The sequence below is a fragment of the Micromonospora sp. CPCC 205558 genome, assembly GCF_036902955.1.
In the GTDB taxonomy this organism is placed as follows: Bacteria; Actinomycetota; Actinomycetes; order Mycobacteriales; family Micromonosporaceae; genus Micromonospora.
Window position 1 is genome coordinate 132,567 of the sequence record NZ_JBAKHR010000015.1, and the last position, 17,861, is coordinate 150,427.

A 17,861-nucleotide genomic window follows, 5' to 3' on the forward strand; every position below is an offset into this window, starting at 1 on the left:
CACCGAACAGAATGCCGGCATGCTGCGTCGTGCCCTGCCCCGCCGTTCGGAAGCTCGCCGGCTCCTCCTCGGCACCCTGCTGTCGGCGGTCGGGCGGGGTCTGACCCTGCCGTTCCTGTTCATCTACCTGACCGACGTACGCGGGCTCACCGACACCCGTGCCGGGCTCGTCATCGGCTGGTACGGCGTGGTCACCCTGGCCCTGTCGCCGCTGGGCGGGACGCTGATCGACCGGATCGGCGCCCGCCGGGTGGTCGTCCCGTGTCTGCTGATCGAGGCGATCGGCACCGGCTCGCTCGCGCTGGTCCACTCGACCGGCTCGGCCCTGCTGGTGATGACGGTGATCGCCATCGGCAGTTCGGCGATCTGGTCCGGGCAGAACACCATCCTCGCGTCGTTGACCGACGACGATGAGCGGCAGCGCGTCTTCGGGCTGAACTTCGCCCTGCTCAACCTCGGCATCGGCATCGGCGGTATGACCTCCGGCGCGATCGTCGACACCGCCCGGCCCGGCACCTTCCAGACGATCTACGTGCTGGACGCGGTGACCTACCTGATGCCGGCGCTGATCCTGCTCACCCTGCCCGGCGTGGGTCACCGACTCGGCAAACGTCGAGGCGTCGACGAGCCGTCGCCCGGCGGCTATCTGACGGTGCTGCGTGATCGCCCGTTCCGGCGCCTGGTGATCTTCGGGTTGATCCTCACCACCTGCGGGTACGCGCAGGTGGAGGTGGGCTTCGCCGCGTTCGCGGTGCGGGTGGCCGAGGTGAACCCGCGGGTCGTGGCCTGGGCGCTCGCGGCCAACACCGTGATGATCGTGCTCGCGCAGCTGGTGGTGATCCGCCGCATCGAGGGGCGCAGCCGCACCCGGGCGTTGGCGGTGGTGGGGGCGGTGTTCGCCGCCGCGTGGTTGGTGCTGGGCGCGGCCGGACTGGTCAGTGGTGAGAGTGCCGTGCTGGCCGCCCTCTTCGTGGTGCTCTGCTCGGCGATCTTCGGCTTCGGCGAGACGATGCTGTCCCCGGTGATGCCCGCACTGACCAACGCGCTGGCCACCGACGAGCTACGTGGCCGGTACAACGCGATGAGTTCGATGATCTTCGGAATCAGTGGGGTGATCGGCCCGGTGACCGCCGGCCCGCTGATCGGCGCCGCCAACGGCATGGTCTGGGTGGCGTTCGTGGTCGGCGGCTGCCTGGTCGCCTCGCTGGTCGCGCTCTCCCTGCGCCGGCTGCTCACCACCGAGCAGGACGGCCTGGTCACCGCCGCCCCGGCGTCCCCCGCCCGCACACCCACCCTGGCCTGACCTCAGACCCAGGTACCTGGACGGGTCGGGCCCCGGAGCTGGTGCTCCGGGGCCCGATATCGCGGGGTCGGCCGTCAGGCGGCGGGGACCTCGGCGGTGGTGCGGATCCGGTCCAGGGTCGGTGCGGAGACCGGCGACTGAGCGGTCAGGTAGTCCACGAACGCGTCCAGGTCGATCTGGCCGGTGACCAGGTTCGTGCCGCCGGTGAGGGCGCTGAAGCCGTCACCGCCGCCAGCCAGGAAGTTGTTCACAGTCACCCGGTAGGTGGTGGCGGTGTCGACCGGGGTGCCCGCGAAGGTGAGACTGCCGCGGACCACGCGGGTGCCGGCGCACGGGTCGGCGACCGTGCCGGTGGTGCCGTCCGGGTCGACCACGTAGCCCACCGTGGCCGACGGGTACAGGGTCCGACCGGTGACGAACTGCTGCTCCAGGACGCAGTAGAGCTGCGCGCCGGTCAGGTCCAGTGTCACCAGGTTGTTGGCGAACGGCTGGACCGTGAACGCCTCCTCGTAGGTGACCGGGCCGGCGTCGAGGTCGGCCCGCACCCCGCCCGGGTTCATGAAGGCGGCGACCGCGTTCTGTTCGTCGTCGGTGGCGGCGAGCTGCGCGTCGGCGATCAGGTTGCCCAGTGGCGATTCGCCCAGACTCGTACCGAAGAGGGTTTCCTGGCTCCGGGTGATCGCCTGGGTGGTCACGCCGACCTGGCGTCCGGCGACCGGGCCGAGCACCGTCTTGTACCGGTTGATCAGCGCGGTCTGCCGCGGGTCCTTGGCGACGTCGCGGGTGACCACGACGTTGTTCGCGGCGGCGGAGACCACGTCCCCGCTGTGGCGATCGATCTTGAGGTCGATATCGGTGACCAGGCGACCGAACGAACTGGCGCTGGTGACCAGCTTGCCGTTGATGTTGCAGTTGTACGCCTGGTGGGTGTGCCCGCTGACCACCACGTCGATCGACGGGTCCATCCGGTTGGCAATGTCCACGATGGGGCCGGTCATGCCGACGCAGTCGTTGATCCCACCGGTCGCCGCCTGGGTGCCGCCCTCGTGCAGCAGGACGACGATCGCCTCCACGCCCTTGTGGCGCAGCTCGCGAGCGTACCGGTTGGCGGTGTCCGCCTCGTCGGCGAAGGTGAGGCCGGCGACACCCTGCTGGCTGACGATCTGCGGGGTGCCCTCCAGGGTCATGCCGATGAAGCCGACCTTGACGCCCTGCACCTTGTGGATCGCGTACGGCGCCATCAGCGGCTTGCCGGTCGCGGTCTTGAAGGCGTTCGCGGACAGGTACTGGAAATCGGCCCCCCGGTACGGGGTGCCGTCGCCGCAGCCGTCCACCGGGTGGCAGCCGCCGTTCTGGATTCGCAGCAACTCGGTCGCGCCCTCGTCGAACTCGTGGTTGCCGACGCTGGCGTAGTCCAGCCCGGCCATGTTGAGCGCCTCGATGGTCGGCTCGTCGTGGAACGCCGCCGAGAGCAGCGGCGAGGCGCCGATCAGGTCACCGGCGGCGACCGTGATGGTGTTCTTCTTCTTGGCGGCGGCGCGCAGCTCGGCCAGGTGGGTGGCCAGGTACTCGACACCGCCGGCGGTCTGCCCGGCGATGGTGCCGCTGGACCCGCTCGGCGGTTCGAGGTTGCCGTGGAAGTCGTTCAGGGCGAGCAGGGTGACGTCGACCGGCTTCGGCCGCGCGTCGGCTTGCTCAGGGCTGGTGGCGACCGCGCCGAAAGCGGCCACCGCGAGCGCGGTCAGGCCGACAGCGGCCCGACGCATCCCGGGTATGAACATGGATCTCCTCGTGAGAATCGGCGCGTACGGTGCCCGGCCTCTGGGTCGACCGGGCCGCCGACTGACGCCGTCGGAAGTGTCGCGGATGGCGGCGGTTGAGCACGGCCCCCCGCCCCGACAGCCTCTCATCCGGACGCCGACCGGTCGACCCGAGCAGCACATCGGAGCAGCGCGTACGCCGAAACCGGAATCGATCACCGTTTACCGCGGTCTGGCGGACAGTGTCGGACCGAGGGTCTAGAAAGGACAGGACAGTCAACGTGGACAGGGGGCATCGTGAGCGGACCGACACCCGTGGTGGAGCAGGTGCGATCGGCGGACGGCACGCCCATCGCGTTCGAGCGGTCCGGTGCCGGGCCGGCGGTCATCCTGGTCGGTGGCGCGTTCAGTGATCGCAACGCGACCCGCGACCTGGGTGCAGCGTTGGCGCCGGATTTCACCGCCTTCGGCTACGACCGTCGGGGGCGCGGCTACAGCGGCGACACAGCACCGTACGAGGTCGGTCGCGAGATCGACGACCTGGCCGCCCTGATCGCGGCGGCTGGTGGTTCAGCCGCCGTCTACGGCATCTCCTCCGGTGCAGTCCTGGCCGCCCTCGCCACCGCCCAGGGCCTGCCGGTGACCGGGTTGGTCCTGTTCGAGCCACCGTTTCAGGTCGGTTCGCACGTGGGCGTTCGCAAGGACATCACCCCGCAGCTCATCGAGCTGATCGCCGCCGACGACCGCGACAGCGCGGTGGAGACCTTCCTCAGCGCCTCGGTGGGGCTGCCGGCCGAGCAGATCACCGGGATGCGGTCGCAACCGATGTGGGGCGGGCTGACGGCGGTCGCGCACACCCTGGTGTACGACGCGATCGTCACCGCCGGCGGGCGATTCCCCGCCGACCGGCTGGCGACCATCACCGCGCCGACCCTCGGAGTAGACAGCACCGGCAGTCCACAGTGGCTGCGGGACGCGAGCCGGGCGGCGGCCGAGGCCGTCCCGGGCGGCCGGTCCGTCAGCCTCGACGGCGGCTACCACGACGTGCCGCCGACGACGCTGGCCCCGGTGTTGCGCGAGTTCCTACTCGGTTGACGGCACCGGCGCACGGCCGAGCAGCGAGCCGGTGGGTCAGCCGAGCTGTTCCTCGCCGAGCTGGCCACCGTCGCTGCCGGGGACGAGCGCTTCGACTCGCGGTCGTCATGGTTGCCGGTGGTCAGGTGTGATCACTGAGCTGGGCGATGAGCGCCGGCTCGCCTCCTCGGCGCCGGGACGGTCCACGCTATCGCCAGGCACGGCATCCCGGAGACCTGGTTACCGGCGCCGGCGCTGGTAGGCAGGCGTCCACAGGCCGCGTCCACAGCCTGTGGATAGCACGTGTGTACGAAGACGGGCCGGTCCCCGCCGCCGTGAGTACGCTTGATCGAGCGGTTCGGCGTCGGCCGGGCCCCTCCCCTACCTGGAACGACGTGCGAGTGGATCATCAGCGAGTCATCCGTGACGTCACCGTCCGCCTGCCGATGGCGTCGAGCACGCCAGAGGCGTGTCGTTGGACGGTCACCGCGCTGTCCCGCCACACCCGGGCGACCATCTCCGTGCTGCTCGCGGTCCACGACCGCCTGCGCTGCGTCGCGGCGACCGGGGCCTGGCAGGTCTTCGCCACCGTGCCGGCACAGACCGGCATCGTCGGCCGGGTGTACGCCACCGGCGTTCCCGCCGTCGTCCCGGACGTCACCGTCGACCCGGACTACCTACCGATACGCCCGGACGTGACCGCCGAACTGTGCGTACCGGTGCTCGACCCGACGGGCCGGGCGGTCGGCGTACTCGACCTGCAGTGGAGTGAGCCGACCGACCTGGAGCCGTGGCGGGAGACCGCGCAGCGGGTGGCCGACGGGCTCGGCGCACGGATCGCCGCCCTCGGTGGCCCACCAGCGGAGAGCCGCAGCGAGAAACTGCTCCGGCACACCGCCGCGCTCTCCTCAGCGGCGACCGAGGCAGAGGTGATGCGGGCGGCGGCCCGCGCCGCACGGGAGGTCTCCACTCTCTCCACCGCGCTGCTGCTGATCGGCGGTCAGCTCGGCCCGTCCCCGGCGACACCGGGCGACCTGGAGACCCGGATCCGTGCCGAGCTGGCCGGGGCAGGTCCAGCCGCCCTGGACCGGATGGTCGACCGGGCACACCGGTACGGCGCCGGGTACACGCTGGGCGAGGCCGGGCATCCCCCGACCGAGGACTACCGTGCACTGACCCGGGCGGGGGTACGCACGCTGGTTGCCGTGCCGGTCGGGCCGACGGACGCCGGTGGGATGTTGCTGGTCGCCGACGAACGTGAGCTGCGCCCGGACCCGACCACGGTCAGCCTGATGGAGTTGCTCGCCGGGCAGGCCTGGACGAGCGTGGACCGGCTGCGCACGCTGGCCCGGCTGCGGGAGCAGGCCAGCTCCGACCCGCTGACCGGGTTGCGGCACACCGGCCCGTTCGGGCAGCGGATCGCGGAGGCCACCCCCGGGCGTACGGCCCTGCTGGCGATCGACGTGGACGGCTTCAAGACCGTGAACGACACGTACGGCCACCAGGCCGGCGACCGGGTGCTGGTCGGGTTGGCCCGGGCGCTGGAGGCGGCGCTGCGGCACGGCGACGAGTTGTACCGGATCGGCGGCGACGAGTTCGTGGCGGTGATCGAGGTGAGCCGCCCGGAGGAGGCGGTCCGGATCGCCGAACGGCTGACCGAGGCGGCCCGACGCATCGGCCGCACGATCAGCGTGGGTGTCGCGCTGCCCCGCCCCGGCGAAACTCCCGAACGCACCCTGAGAAGAGCCGACCAGGCCCTCTACGCGGTGAAACGCCAGGGCCGAGACGGCGTGCACCTGTCCGCCGCCTGATCGGCCGCTGCGCACGTCCACGCTGTCCGCGTGGGGCAGGCGGTAGTGCAGGCGCAGCCTGCGCTGCAGCCAGAGGGGGCGCGCCGAGCGGCGGCCACTAGATCAGCTCGATGGCCGCCGGCCCTCGCTGGACCCTTCCAGCGTAGATCTTGGACACTTTCCGTTCGGTCGGAACTATTCAGTCCCATGACATCTGTCAGTGTTGAAGTCCCGATACATGTGTCAGTTGGTAGGGATCTTGGGTGTGCTGGTAGATGGTGCCGGGCATGGCTTCTCGGCGGCGTGTCATGAACCTGCTCGATGCCCAGTTGGCTGCTGGGGTGCGGATCAACGCGGCCGAGTTCGCGCGTGAGCATGGTGTGTCGGTGCGTACCGTGTACCGGCATCAGGCGCGGATCCGGGACGTGGGCGAGTGGCGTGAGGGGTCCCGGCGGCCGCTGAGCAGTCCGCGGGTGACGCCACCGGAGTTGGACGCCTGGATCTGCAAGCTGCGCGCCGATCTCGGTCTGGACAACGGGGCCGACTTCATCCGCGACGCCCTGATCGCGCTGCACGCCGCTACCAGTCCCGGGTGGCGGGTGCCCGCACGGTCAACGATCAACCGGGTCCTGGCCCGGCATGACCTGCTCGAGCGGAACCCGGCGAAACGGCCGCGCAGCTCGTTTCGGCGCTTCGTCTATGCCCGGCCCCGGGACTGCTACCAGATCGACGCCACGAACGTCCGGCTCGCCGACGGCAGCCTCGCCGCGGTCTTCGACGTCCTAGACGACTGCACCCGAACCCTCGTCGGCTGTCACGCGGCGTCCGCGGAGACCGCCGAAGGCGCCCTCACCGCGCTCAGGCAAGCCTTCACCGAGTACGGCGTCCCCGCGATCGTGCTGTCCGACAACGGCACCGCGTTCACCAGCCGACTAACCCGACCCGGATCAATCTCCACGTTCGTTCAGTGCCTCCTGGAGCACAACGTCCGACCGATCAACTCCAGCCCCTACCACCCACAAACCTGCGGCAAAGTCGAACGCCACCACCAAACCCTCAAAAAATGGCTGACCACCCAACCCACCCCCGGCACCCGCGCCGAGCTGCAGAACCTACTGGACGTCTACCGCCGCTACTACAACACCCAACGACGCCACAGCGCCCTACCACGACGCACCACCCCCGCCCAGGCATGGACAAACGCACCCAGCCTCGGCGGACCAACCAGCCTGCCCATACAAACCGACGCCACCCTGCACCACTGCCTCGTCGCCAACACCGGCGCCATCCGCGTCGCCGGACACCGCACCAGCGTCGGCACCACCCACGCCGGCACCACCGTCACCGCCATCCGCGACCACAACCGCATCACCATCTACCACCACGACGGCCAACCCCTCGGCCACTTCCACCTCACCCCCGACCGCACCTACACCACCCTCACCCGAGCAGCCTGATCAACAACACCTGACACATCTATCGGGACTTCCCCTTGACACATGTATCGGGACAGCACAGTTCGGTCGGAACGGAAAGTGTCCAAGATCTACAGATCGGGGAACCTTCAGTCACCTGACCGCCCGATGAAATCGGGCCAAAAGCCCCAATATGCACGATCGTCGAGCGCCGGCAGGGCCGGACCGAGCGCAAGCAGGGCCGCGCAGGACCGGACCGGACCGAGCGCGGCAGGGCCGCGCAGGACCGGACGGAACGGACCGAGCGCGGCAGGGCCGCGCAGGACCGGACGGACCGGACCGAGCGCGGCAGGGCCGCGCAGGACCGGACGGAACGGACCGAGCGCGGCAGGGCCGCGCAGGACCGGACGGACCGGACCGAGCGCGGCAGGGCCGCGCAGGACCGGACGGAACGGACCGAGCGCGGCAGGGCCGCGCGGACCAAGCCGGGCGCGGCAAGGCCGGACCGAGCCCGGACGGAACGGACCGAGCGCGGCAGGGCCACGCGGACCAGGCCGGGCGGACCGAGCCCGGGCGGACCAGACCGGGCGGGGGTCAGGCGCTCTTCAGTTCCTTGGCTAGGAGTTCGGCGATCTGGGCGGTGTTGAGGGCCGCGCCCTTGCGGAGGTTGTCGCCGGTGACGAAGAAGTCGAGGGCGCGGGGGTCGTCCAGGGCGCGACGGATCCGCCCGACCCAGGACGGGTCGGTGCCGACGGCGTCGATCGGCATCGGGAACTCCCCGGCTGCCGGGTCGTCGACCAGGATGACCCCGGGGGCGTTGCGGAGGGCCTCGCGGGCGCCTTCGGCGTCGACCTCGGTGGCGAAGACCGCGTGTACGGCCACCGAGTGCGCGGTGACCACAGGCACCCGGACGCAGGTGGCGGAGACCTTGAGGTCGGGGAGGCCGAGGATCTTCCGCGACTCGTTGCGGATCTTCATCTCTTCCGATGACCAGCCGCTGTCCGCAGGGGAGCCGGCCCACGGGACCACGTTGAGCGCCATTGGTGCCGGGAACGGGCCCAGGTCGTCGCCGACCGCCTGGCGTACGTCGCCGGTGCGCGAGCCCAGCGTCCGATCGCCGGCGACCTTGGTGAGCTGGTCGTGCAGGATGTCGACGCCGGACTGACCGGCTCCGGAGACCGCCTGGTAGGAGGCGAGCACCAACTCTCGTAGGCCGTACTCCCGGTGCAGCGGCGCGACCGCGACGATCATCGCGAGGGTGGTGCAGTTGGCGTTGGCGATGATGCCCCGGGGCCGGTTGCGGACCTGCTCGGGGTTGATCTCGGGAACGACCAGCGGGACGTCGCGGTCCATCCGGAACGCGCCGGAGTTGTCGACAGCGATCGCGCCCCGGGCGACGGCGATCGGTGCCCACTCGGCGGAGACCTCGTCGGGCACGTCGAACATGGCCACGTCGACCCCGTCGAACGCTTCGGGGGTCAGCGCCTGGACGACGAGTTCTTCGCCCCGGCAGCGCACCCGCCGGCCGACGGAGCGCTCGGAGGCGAGCAGCCGGATCTCACCCCAGACGTTGCGCCGCCCGGTGAGCAGCTCACACATCACGGTGCCGACGGCACCGGTAGCTCCGACCACGGCGAGGGTGGGCAGCGCCGTCATCGGCGCTACCTACCCGTCCCCGCGTAGACCACGGCTTCGGTGTCGCCGCCGAGCTCGAACGCGTCGTGGATGGCGCGGACGGCGGCGTCGAGGTCGGTGTCCCGGCAGACGACGGAGACCCGGATCTCGGAGGTGGAGATCATCTCGATGTTGACCCCGGCTGCGCCGAGCGCGGCGAAGAAGCCGGCCGCCACACCGGGGTGCGAGCGCATGCCCGCGCCGATCAGCGAGACCTTGCCGACGTGGTCGTCGTAGAGCAGGCCCTTGAACTTGACCGGCTCCTGGATCTTGCTGAGCGCCGCCATCGCGGTGGGCCCGTCGGCCTTGGGCAGGGTGAACGAGATGTCCGTCCGGCCGGTGCCCTCGGTGGAGACGTTCTGCACGATCATGTCGAGGTTGATCTCGGCGCTGGCGACGGTGTCGAAGATCCGCGCGGCGGCACCGGGCTCGTCGGGCACGCCGACGATCGTGATCTTGGCCTCGCTGCGGTCGTGCGCGACCCCGGTGATCAGTGCCTGCTCCACGGAAAGGTCCTCCATCGATCCGGTGACCATCGTGCCGGTGTTGGTCGAGTATGACGAACGGACGTGGATCGGCAACCCCGCCCGGCGGGCGTACTCCACGCTACGCAGGTGCAGCACCTTCGCGCCGCAGGCGGCCAGCTCCAGCATCTCCTCGTAGGTGATCTGCTGGATGTGCCGGGCGTTGGGGACGATCCGCGGGTCGGCGGTGAAGATGCCGTCCACGTCGGTGTAGATCTCGCAGACGTCGGCGTGCAGGGCTGCGGCGAGCGCCACCGCGGTGGTGTCCGAACCACCCCGGCCCAGCGTGGTGACGTCCTTGGTGTCCTGGGAGACGCCCTGGAAGCCGGCCACGATGACGACCGAACCCTCGTCGAGCGCGCCCTTGAGCCGCCCGGGGGTGACGTCGATGATCCGCGCGCGGCCGTGCACCGAGGTGGTGATCACGCCGGCCTGTGAGCCGGTGAACGAGCGGGCTTCGTACCCCAGGTTGTGGATGGCCATGGCGAGCAGCGCCATGGAGATCCGCTCCCCGGCGGTGAGCAGCATGTCCAGCTCGCGGCCCGGCGGCAACGGACTGACCTGGTTGGCCAGGTCGAGGAGCTCATCGGTGCTGTCCCCCATCGCGGAGACCACCACCACCACGTCGTCGCCGGCCTTGCGGGCGGCGACGATGCGCTCGGCCACCCGCTTGATCCGCTCGGCGTTGGCGACGGAGGACCCGCCGTACTTCTGCACCACGAGTGCCACGACGTGCACTCCCTCCCAGCGACCCTGAGCGTGCCGACGCCGCCGGAACCGGGGCCGGCGGCGCGTGTCGAACCACTTGAGGGTATCCGGCGGGTAACGACGCCGGGTCAGGTGATCCCACCATCCGGCCCGCCCGGCGCCCGCCAGGCCGGTCCCACCAGGTCGGGCGGTACGCGGGAACGGTCCTGCCCGACACGCCGGGACGAGCGCGGTCCGCGTCGGCACCCACCAACCGCCGGTACCCACCAGAATGGGCCGGTGCCCGTCCTCATCCGCTCGGCCGGCCGCGTGCTCGGGCCGTTCGTTCTCGCCCTGCCGGTGCTCCTGACCGCCTGCACCAGTGAACAGCCACCGGCTCCACCGCCCGCCGATTCGGGGCCGGTCGAGGTGGATGCCACGCGGGACGAGCTGGCCGCGCTGGCCGCGGCGGCTCAGGACCGTCACCTGGTGGCCCAGTACGTGTACAGCCGGGCGGGTCAACCGGATCGCACCATCGTGTTCACCAGCGCGAACGACGGCAGCTGGCGGGTCGACGTGCCGGGCGGCGCGTTGGGTGGCACCGCGGATGTCTCGATGGCCAACACGGCCGACGGGCTGTTCCAGTGCGCCCTGCCCTCGGCTGGTCATGCCGAGTCGGCGAGTTGCGTACGCCTGGGTGAGCGCGACGAGGCGATCCCGCGCCGGCTGGACCCCCGGGTCCAGCACCCGTTCACCGACTGGCTGGATGTGCTCACCGACCGACGCGCTCCCCTGGCGGTCGCCCCGGCCACCGCGCCCGAGGGCATCACCGGCGCCTGCTACTCGGTGGACTCCACCTCGGCGTCGCTCAACGCCCCGCTGGACGTGGGCATCTACTGCTACGACCGGGACGGCACGCCGACCGGCGTCCGGACCGGGGCCGGGACGTTGAGGCTGGCCGCTCCGCCCGCCGCGGCGCCGGCCACCGTGCAACTGGCCGGGCCGGTGGTGGTCGATCGGGAGCCGCTGGGCACCGCAGCGCCACCGACCCCGGACCCGTCGGAGAGCCCGAGCGCGGGAACGCCCTGATCTTCGTCCCGTTACGGGTGGCCTTGCCCACATTTAACCCACCCCATCCTGGGCGACGAATCACCCATACGGGACGATCCGTCTTATGGCCGACCTCACCCCCCTGCTCGCCTACCGCTGGAGTCCGCTGGCGTTCCATCCGACCGAGGAACTGAGCGCGGCCGACGCGTCCTCCCTGTTGGAGGCGGCCCGCTGGGCACCTTCCCTGGGCAACCGTCAGCCCTGGCGGTTCACCCTCGGCTACCGAAACGACGACACGTGGAAGCGCATCCTGGTCAACCTGCCCGAACCCGACCAACGCTGGGCGCACCGGGCCGCCGCGCTGCTGCTCGCCGCGCACGTCGACCCGGACGCGGCGGCGGCCGACGGGATCGCGTACGACCTCGGTCAGGCGGTCGCTCACCTCACCGTGCAGGCCACCGCGCTGGGGTTGCACGTACGGCAGGTGCTGACCGTGGACCGCGCTGGGCTCGCCTGTGACCTGCACCTTCCCGCCGACGTGCGGCCGTACGCGGTGCTCGTCGTCGGGCAACTCGGCGACCCTCTCAGCCTGCCGGCGGATCTCGTCGCCGAGGAGACCGGGCTGCGCCGCCGCCGACCGTTGGCCGACCTGCTGCTCGGCTGACCGGTCACCGACCTACCCGCCGCGGCTGGCCCGCAGCAGAACCCCGGCGGCGTCGGTGTTGCGATAGAGCACGTGCCGGCCCTGTCGGGACCGGCCGACCAGGCCGGCGGCGTGCAGTGCGGCCAGGTGCTGGGAGACGTTTCCGGCGGACATGCCGGTGCGCCGGGCCAGGTCGGTGGTGGTGATCGCCGTGTCGAGCAGGTGCAGCAGCGCGGCCCGGCCGGGGCCGATCACCCGGGCCAGCGGGTCGCCGGGCGGCGGCGCGGCCGTCTCCCAGAGCGTCCCGACCGCCCGGACCGGGTACGCGCCGGCCGGCAGTGAATCCTCCAGCAGGTTCCACAGCACGCGCCGCTCGGTGAACATCGTCGGGTTCAGGGCCAGGCCGCGACCGCGCAGGTCGAAGGTCCGCTCGAACGGGTCGTCGCTGACCACCCGGTCGCCGAGCCAGCGCAGGCTCGGGTGGAGCTGTTCGAAGAACCGACCGGCGCCGCTCTCGGCGAGTTGGGCGGCGCGGTACGCCACGTCGGCGTCGAGCAGCGCCCGCATCCGCGGCCAGTCCGGGGCGATCGCCTCGTCGTACCACACCTGCACCGCGTCGACGAGCTGCGGCAGCAGCCCGCGGGGGTCGGCGAGCAGCGCCTGCCCGAACGGACTCAACGGCCGGCGCGGGGTGGTCGCCAGCAGGTCCTGGACCACCACGGCCGGCGGTGTCGCGGCGATCTGGTCGAGCTGCTCGGCCATCTCCACGTTTGGTCGGGCAGCCGGGGTGAGGAAGTCGGGCAGCCAGCAACGCGACCGGGCCAGCTCCGTCAGCGGTCCGACCCGGGCGGCCACCTCGGGGCGGCGCAGGGTCACCCGGGCGCGGTCGATCCAGGGCAGGTGCACCGCGTGGTAAACCGGGCTTGCCAGCGCCCACATGCTCATGACCGTCTCGTTGACCGGCGACACGGCGAGCCGCACGCCCGCCACGTCGGCCAGGCTGAACCGCAACTCGGACACGCGCCCTCCCCGGGAGCAGGATTCGATCCAGCCTAAAAGGCTCGACCGTCCTCGTGGGGGCACGGTTCACTCCCCTGCCATGGGGACCAGAGACACCATCCGTACCGCTGTCGCGAACGTCGTACCGCCGGCCGGTCTGACCCGTGCGCTGGCCGTGCAGGCCATGGTCTACGCCGTCGGCAGCGGCCTGTTCCACGCCGGCAGCGCCGTGTTCTTCACCCGGGCGCTGGGGCTGAGCGCCGCTCAGGTCGGGCTGGGCCTGTCCATCTCGGCGGGGGTGTCGTTACTGGGCACCGTGCCGCTGGGCGGACTCACCGACCGGTACGGGCCGCAGAGGGTCTGGCTGGTCGGGCTGGTGCTGAACGCCGCGCTCTTCGCGACCTACCCGTTCGTGGGCGGCTTCGCCGGATTCCTCGCAGTGGTGGTGGCGCTGGCCGCCGTGGAATCCGCGAGCGGCGTGGCCGTACAGGTCTACTCGATCAACGCACTCGCCCCGGCCGAACGGGTCACGGCGATGGCGTACCAGCGGTCGTCGTTGAACGTGGGCTTCGGGCTCGGTGCGGTGCTCAGCGGCGTGGTGCTGGCGGTGGACACGATCGAGGCGTACCGGGGGATGGTCTGGTTCATCGCGACGGTCTTCCTGGTCACGGCCTTGTTCGTGCGGCGACTGCCCCGGCTGCCGCAGGTCGCCCGAGCGGCGGAGCCGATGAGCCGGCTCGCCGTGCTGCGGGACCGTCCGTTCATGGCGGTGTCCCTGCTCTCCGGGCTGCTCACCGCGCACCAGACGCTCTACCTGACAGTGATGCCGCTCTGGATCCTCACCCACACCGACGCTCCGAAGACCGTGATCGCCGCTCTGGTGCTGCTCAACACGGTCCTGATCGTGCTGCTCCAGGTACGCGCGAGCCGGGGCGCCGACACCGCCGCGGGCGCGGCAAGGGCGTCTCGCAGGGGCGCGCTGCTGATCGCCCTGTTCTGCCTGGTTCTGCCGATCTCCGGGCTCACCCGGGGCATGCTCACCGTGGTGGTGCTGGTGACCGCCGCGACGCTGCTGATCCTGGCCGAGCTGATCGAGTCGGCGGGCGCCTGGGGGCTCACCGCCACCCTGCCGCCGGCCGACCAGCGCGGCGCGTACGTGGGGGCGTTCCGGCTCGGCTCCCAGGTGCAGTACCTGATCGCTCCGGCGGGATTGACCGCGCTCGGGGTGACCACCGGCGGGTGGGGATGGTTACCGGCCGCAGCGATCTTCGTACTGGTCGGGCTGGCGATCGTACCCGCGGTGGCCTGGGCCGGACGGACCCCGAGGCTGGGTTCCCAGGCCCCGGAGCCGACGATGACGTCGGTCCCATAGTCCGGACCAGCCTTCCCACGCCCCTTTCCATCACGTAGGGTGACGTGGTCATGTGGCAGGCGCTGCTCCTCCTTAGCTGCCGCGACGAGGCCTGACCGGCCGGCACCTCGTCGCGGAGTCGCATCGCGCCGTCCAGCACATCCGAGTTTCTTTTCGGCACCGCCGCGCACCGTCGCCCGGCACTTCGCCGACACCTTCCGATCTGCTGACGCCACATGTTCCAGGGAGCACTCCGAGATGGCTCAACCTGTCACCGACGCTGAGACCGATCCGATCGCCCGGCAGCGCCCCAGCCGGATGCCGTACCACCGCTACCAGCCGTACCAGGAGCAGTTCCGGGTCGAGCTGCCGGACCGCACCTGGCCCACCCGCACTGTCGAGGCCGCCCCCCGTTGGTGCGCGGTGGATCTCCGCGACGGCAACCAGGCCCTGATCGACCCGATGTCGCCGGAGCGCAAGCGTCGGATGTTCCAGCTGCTGGTCCAGATGGGTTACAAGGAGATCGAGGTCGGCTTCCCGTCGGCCAGCCAGACCGACTTCGACTTCGTCCGGCAGCTGATCGAAGACGACATGATCCCGGACGACGTCACCATCCAGGTGCTCACCCAGTGCCGGGAGCACCTGATCGACCGGACGTTCGAGTCGCTGCGCGGCGCGAAGCGGGCCATCGTGCACTTCTACAACTCGACCTCCACCCTCCAGCGGCGGGTGGTCTTCGGTCTGGACCGGGACGGCATCGCCGACATCGCCACCACCGGGGCGCGGCTCTGCCAGAAGTACGCGGAGATCCACACCCCGGACACGGAGATCTTCTACGAGTACTCGCCGGAGTCGTACACGGGCACCGAGCTGGAGTACGCGCTGGAGGTCTGCTCCCGGGTGATCGAGGTGATCGACCCGACCCCCGACCGGCCGTTGATCATCAACCTGCCGGCCACCGTCGAGATGGCCACCCCCAACGTGTACGCCGACTCGATCGAGTGGATGCACCGGCACCTGCCGCGCCGGGACAGCGTGGTGCTGAGTCTGCACCCGCACAACGACCGGGGCACCGGCGTGGCCGCCGCCGAGCTGGGCCTGCTGGCCGGTGCGGACCGCATCGAGGGCTGCCTGTTCGGCAACGGTGAGCGCACCGGCAACGTCGACCTGGTGACCCTGGGGCTCAACATCTTCTCCCAGGGCATCGACCCGATGATCGACTTCTCGAACATCGACGAGATCCGGCGAGCTGTCGAATACTGCAACCAACTGCCGGTGCACGAGCGCCACCCGTACGCGGGTGACCTGGTCTACACCGCCTTCTCCGGCTCCCACCAGGACGCCATCAAGAAGGGCTTCGACGCCCTCGCCGCCGATGCGAAGGCGGCCGGCGTAGGAGTGGACGAGCACACCTGGGCGGTGCCGTACCTGCCGATCGACCCCAAGGACCTGGGCCGCACCTACGAGGCCGTCATCCGGGTCAACTCGCAGTCCGGCAAGGGCGGCGTCGCGTACATCATGAAGAGCGAGCACCAACTGGACCTGCCGCGCCGGCTCCAGATCGAGTTCTCCGGGGTGGTGCAGCAGGTCACCGATCACGACGGCGGCGAGGTCGACCCGGCCGCCATGTGGGAGATCTTCGCAACGCACTACCTGCTCGACCACCAGCCCGACCCGGCGGTCCGGCTGGCCGGCTACACGATCGGCACGGCCGACGGCAAGGTCGAGATCGAGGCCCAGGTCGGGGTGGGCGGCGAGCAGCAGTCCCTCACCGCGGTCGGCAACGGCCCGATCGACGCGTACGTCAACGCGCTCCAGTCGGTCGAGGTGGGTGTACGGGTGCTCGACTACCACGAGCACGCGCTCTCCTCCGGCGGTGACGCGCAGGCCGCCGCGTATGTGGAGTGTGAGGTGGACGGGAAGACGGTCTGGGGTGTCGGCACCGACGCCAATATCGTCACCGCGTCGATCAAGGCGGTCACCAGCGCCGTCAACCGCGCCCGGCGCTGATCTCAGGCGCCACGCCCCCGAGTTGGTTCGCTACCTCGGGGGCGTGGCGGCGGGCAGCGATTGGCAGGGCTGCGACGGCGGGGCTTCCCGGGGCGGTCGGTGGACCAGCACGAGGGCCAGCACCGCGCCGGCCACGAGCAGCCCGGCGCACCACTCCATCGCTCCCCGGAACGCGTCGGTCAGCTCGGCCTTCTGCTCGTAGCCGCCGCCGGAGAGCCCGACCAGCAGCGGCAGCGCCGCCACCGCGAGCAGGCCGCCGGCCCGGGACGCGGCGTTGTTGAACCCGCTGGCCACCCCGGAGAACCGGTCCTGCACGGCGGCCAGCACCGACGAGGTCAGCGGCGCCACCACCAGGGTCAGCCCGATGCCGAAGAGCAGCACCCCGGGCAGCACGTCGCGCCAGTACGACGCGCCCGGTCCGATGCCGCGCAGCAGCAGCAGACCGACAGCGGCGATCACCGGCCCGATGGTGAGCGGCAACCGCGGGCCGATCCGTGCCGACAGCGCGCCGGCCCGCGCCGACCCGATCATCAGCAGCAGGGTCATCGGCAGCAACGCGATGCCGGTGCGGAAGGCCGACCACTCGACCACGTTCTGCAGGTAGACGGCGAAGAAGAAGGTGAAGCCGCCGAGCGCCGCGTAGACGACCACGGTGAAGAGGTTCAGCACCGAGAAGAGGCGGCTGCTGAACAGCCCGGTGGGCAGCATCGCGGCGTCGCCCCGCCGGCGCTCCAGCAGCACGAAGGCCACCGCGGAGAGCACCCCGACCGCTGCCGCGATCAGCACCTCGGCGGAGTCGAACCCGCGGGCCGGCGCGTCGATCAGGGCGTAGGTGACGCCGGCCAGCGCGAGCGCTCCGAGCAGGGCTCCGGCGACGTCGAACCGACGTCGGGTGCGACCCCGTCCCTCGGTCCGGGAGGCGCTCTCGTCCCGGCTCTCCGGCACCCAGCGCAGGGCGGCCAACACCACCAGCACGGCGATCGGCACGTTGAGGAAGAAGATCCAGCGCCAGGAGAGCGCGTCGATCAGCCAGCCTCCGATGAACGGGCCCAGCGCGGTGGACACCCCGGACAGCCCGGCCCAGGCGCCGATGGCGCGGCCCCGGTCGTCCGGATGGAAGCTCGCCTGGAGCACCGACAGCGACCCGGGCGTGAGCAACGCGCCACCGGCGCCCTGGAGGAACCGGGCTCCGATCAGCCAACCGGTGCCCTGGGCGAGCCCGCACAGCACGGAGGCGGCGGTGAACCAGACCACGCCGATGAGGAAGATGCGTCGCCGGCCGAAGCGGTCCCCGAGCGCCCCACCGAGCAGCACGAACGCCGCCAGCATCAGCAGGTAGCCGTTGATGGTCCACTGGAGATCGGCCACGTTCGCGCCGAGATCCTGACCGAGCTTCGGCAGCGCCACATTGACGACGGTGCTGTCGAGGAAGACCATGCCAGAGGCGAGTACGGCGGCGAGCAGCGTGCCCCGGCCGGCGATGGTGCCCATCCGGAGGGCGGCCGCCGGTACGGGTGTGGTCATCCCACCAATCTGCCTTGCATGATGTGGGAGACGCCACGAAACGCCGAAACCGTGCCC

At 71.0% G+C, this 17,861-nt stretch carries 13 protein-coding genes; 8 read left to right on the forward strand and 5 right to left on the reverse strand.

Annotated features, from left to right (window positions below):
- The first annotated feature begins 19 nt into the window (after positions 1–19).
- Entirely contained in the window at positions 20–1,303 is a 1,284-nt protein-coding gene (locus V6U86_RS18615) for an MFS transporter (RefSeq protein ID WP_334505056.1), read from the forward strand.
- 74 nt (positions 1,304–1,377) lie between these two features.
- Here V6U86_RS18615 and V6U86_RS18620 read toward each other — a convergent pair whose 3' ends face one another.
- Positions 1,378–3,084, reverse strand: coding sequence for a bifunctional metallophosphatase/5'-nucleotidase (locus V6U86_RS18620; protein ID WP_334505057.1), 1,707 nt, complete (start codon positions 3,082–3,084; stop codon positions 1,378–1,380).
- Between the two features lie 276 nt (positions 3,085–3,360).
- Between V6U86_RS18620 and V6U86_RS18625 the strand changes: the two genes are divergently transcribed.
- The 3 genes from V6U86_RS18625 to V6U86_RS18635 all read left to right on the forward strand — a co-directional run bounded on the left by V6U86_RS18625 (position 3,361) and on the right by V6U86_RS18635 (position 7,384).
- A complete protein-coding gene (locus V6U86_RS18625; RefSeq protein ID WP_334505058.1) occupies positions 3,361–4,158 on the forward strand; it encodes an alpha/beta fold hydrolase in 798 nt (265 codons plus the stop codon).
- A gap of 380 nt (positions 4,159–4,538) precedes the next feature.
- Positions 4,539–5,948: a sensor domain-containing diguanylate cyclase gene (locus V6U86_RS18630; RefSeq protein ID WP_334505059.1), complete on the forward strand. Its 1,410-nt coding sequence runs from the start codon at positions 4,539–4,541 to the stop codon at positions 5,946–5,948.
- Positions 5,949–6,214: 266 nt separating this feature from the next.
- On the forward strand, positions 6,215–7,384 hold the full coding sequence (locus V6U86_RS18635; protein ID WP_334505060.1) for a DDE-type integrase/transposase/recombinase: 1,170 nt from the start codon (positions 6,215–6,217) through the stop codon (positions 7,382–7,384).
- 552 nt (positions 7,385–7,936) lie between these two features.
- Here V6U86_RS18635 and V6U86_RS18640 read toward each other — a convergent pair.
- Positions 7,937–8,998, reverse strand: a complete 1,062-nt coding sequence (locus V6U86_RS18640) for an aspartate-semialdehyde dehydrogenase (RefSeq protein ID WP_334505061.1) — start codon at positions 8,996–8,998, stop codon at positions 7,937–7,939.
- A 5-nt stretch (positions 8,999–9,003) separates the two neighbouring features.
- Positions 9,004–10,269 carry an aspartate kinase gene (locus tag V6U86_RS18645; protein ID WP_334505063.1) on the reverse strand — a complete coding sequence of 422 codons (1,266 nt, stop codon included), beginning with the start codon at positions 10,267–10,269 and terminating at the stop codon, positions 9,004–9,006.
- Between the two features lie 258 nt (positions 10,270–10,527).
- On the opposite strand from V6U86_RS18645, the gene V6U86_RS18650 reads away from it, so the two are divergent.
- Both V6U86_RS18650 and V6U86_RS18655 read left to right on the forward strand, forming a co-directional pair.
- The gene (locus tag V6U86_RS18650; protein ID WP_334505064.1) at positions 10,528–11,316 is read left to right on the forward strand and encodes a hypothetical protein; all 789 of its coding nucleotides are present in this window, start codon (positions 10,528–10,530) and stop codon (positions 11,314–11,316) included.
- Between the two features lie 85 nt (positions 11,317–11,401).
- Positions 11,402–11,941 carry a nitroreductase family protein gene (locus V6U86_RS18655; RefSeq protein WP_334505065.1) on the forward strand — a complete coding sequence of 180 codons (540 nt, stop codon included), beginning with the start codon at positions 11,402–11,404 and terminating at the stop codon, positions 11,939–11,941.
- Between the two features lie 12 nt (positions 11,942–11,953).
- Here V6U86_RS18655 and V6U86_RS18660 read toward each other — a convergent pair whose 3' ends face one another.
- The gene (locus V6U86_RS18660) at positions 11,954–12,940 is read right to left on the reverse strand and encodes an ArsR/SmtB family transcription factor (protein WP_334505066.1); all 987 of its coding nucleotides are present in this window, start codon (positions 12,938–12,940) and stop codon (positions 11,954–11,956) included.
- A gap of 79 nt (positions 12,941–13,019) precedes the next feature.
- Between V6U86_RS18660 and V6U86_RS18665 the strand changes: the two genes are divergently transcribed.
- Together V6U86_RS18665 and leuA are read left to right on the forward strand one after the other, a co-directional pair.
- Positions 13,020–14,291 carry an MFS transporter gene (locus V6U86_RS18665; protein WP_334505067.1) on the forward strand — a complete coding sequence of 424 codons (1,272 nt, stop codon included), beginning with the start codon at positions 13,020–13,022 and terminating at the stop codon, positions 14,289–14,291.
- 237 nt (positions 14,292–14,528) lie between these two features.
- Positions 14,529–16,280 (forward strand): 2-isopropylmalate synthase, encoded by a 1,752-nt coding sequence (gene leuA, locus V6U86_RS18670; RefSeq protein WP_334505068.1) that lies wholly within the window; start codon positions 14,529–14,531, stop codon positions 16,278–16,280.
- 30 nt (positions 16,281–16,310) lie between these two features.
- Here the strand turns inward: leuA and V6U86_RS18675 are convergent, their stop codons facing one another.
- A complete protein-coding gene (locus V6U86_RS18675) occupies positions 16,311–17,804 on the reverse strand; it encodes an MFS transporter (protein ID WP_334505070.1) in 1,494 nt (497 codons plus the stop codon).
- Between the last annotated feature and the right edge of the window lie 57 nt (positions 17,805–17,861).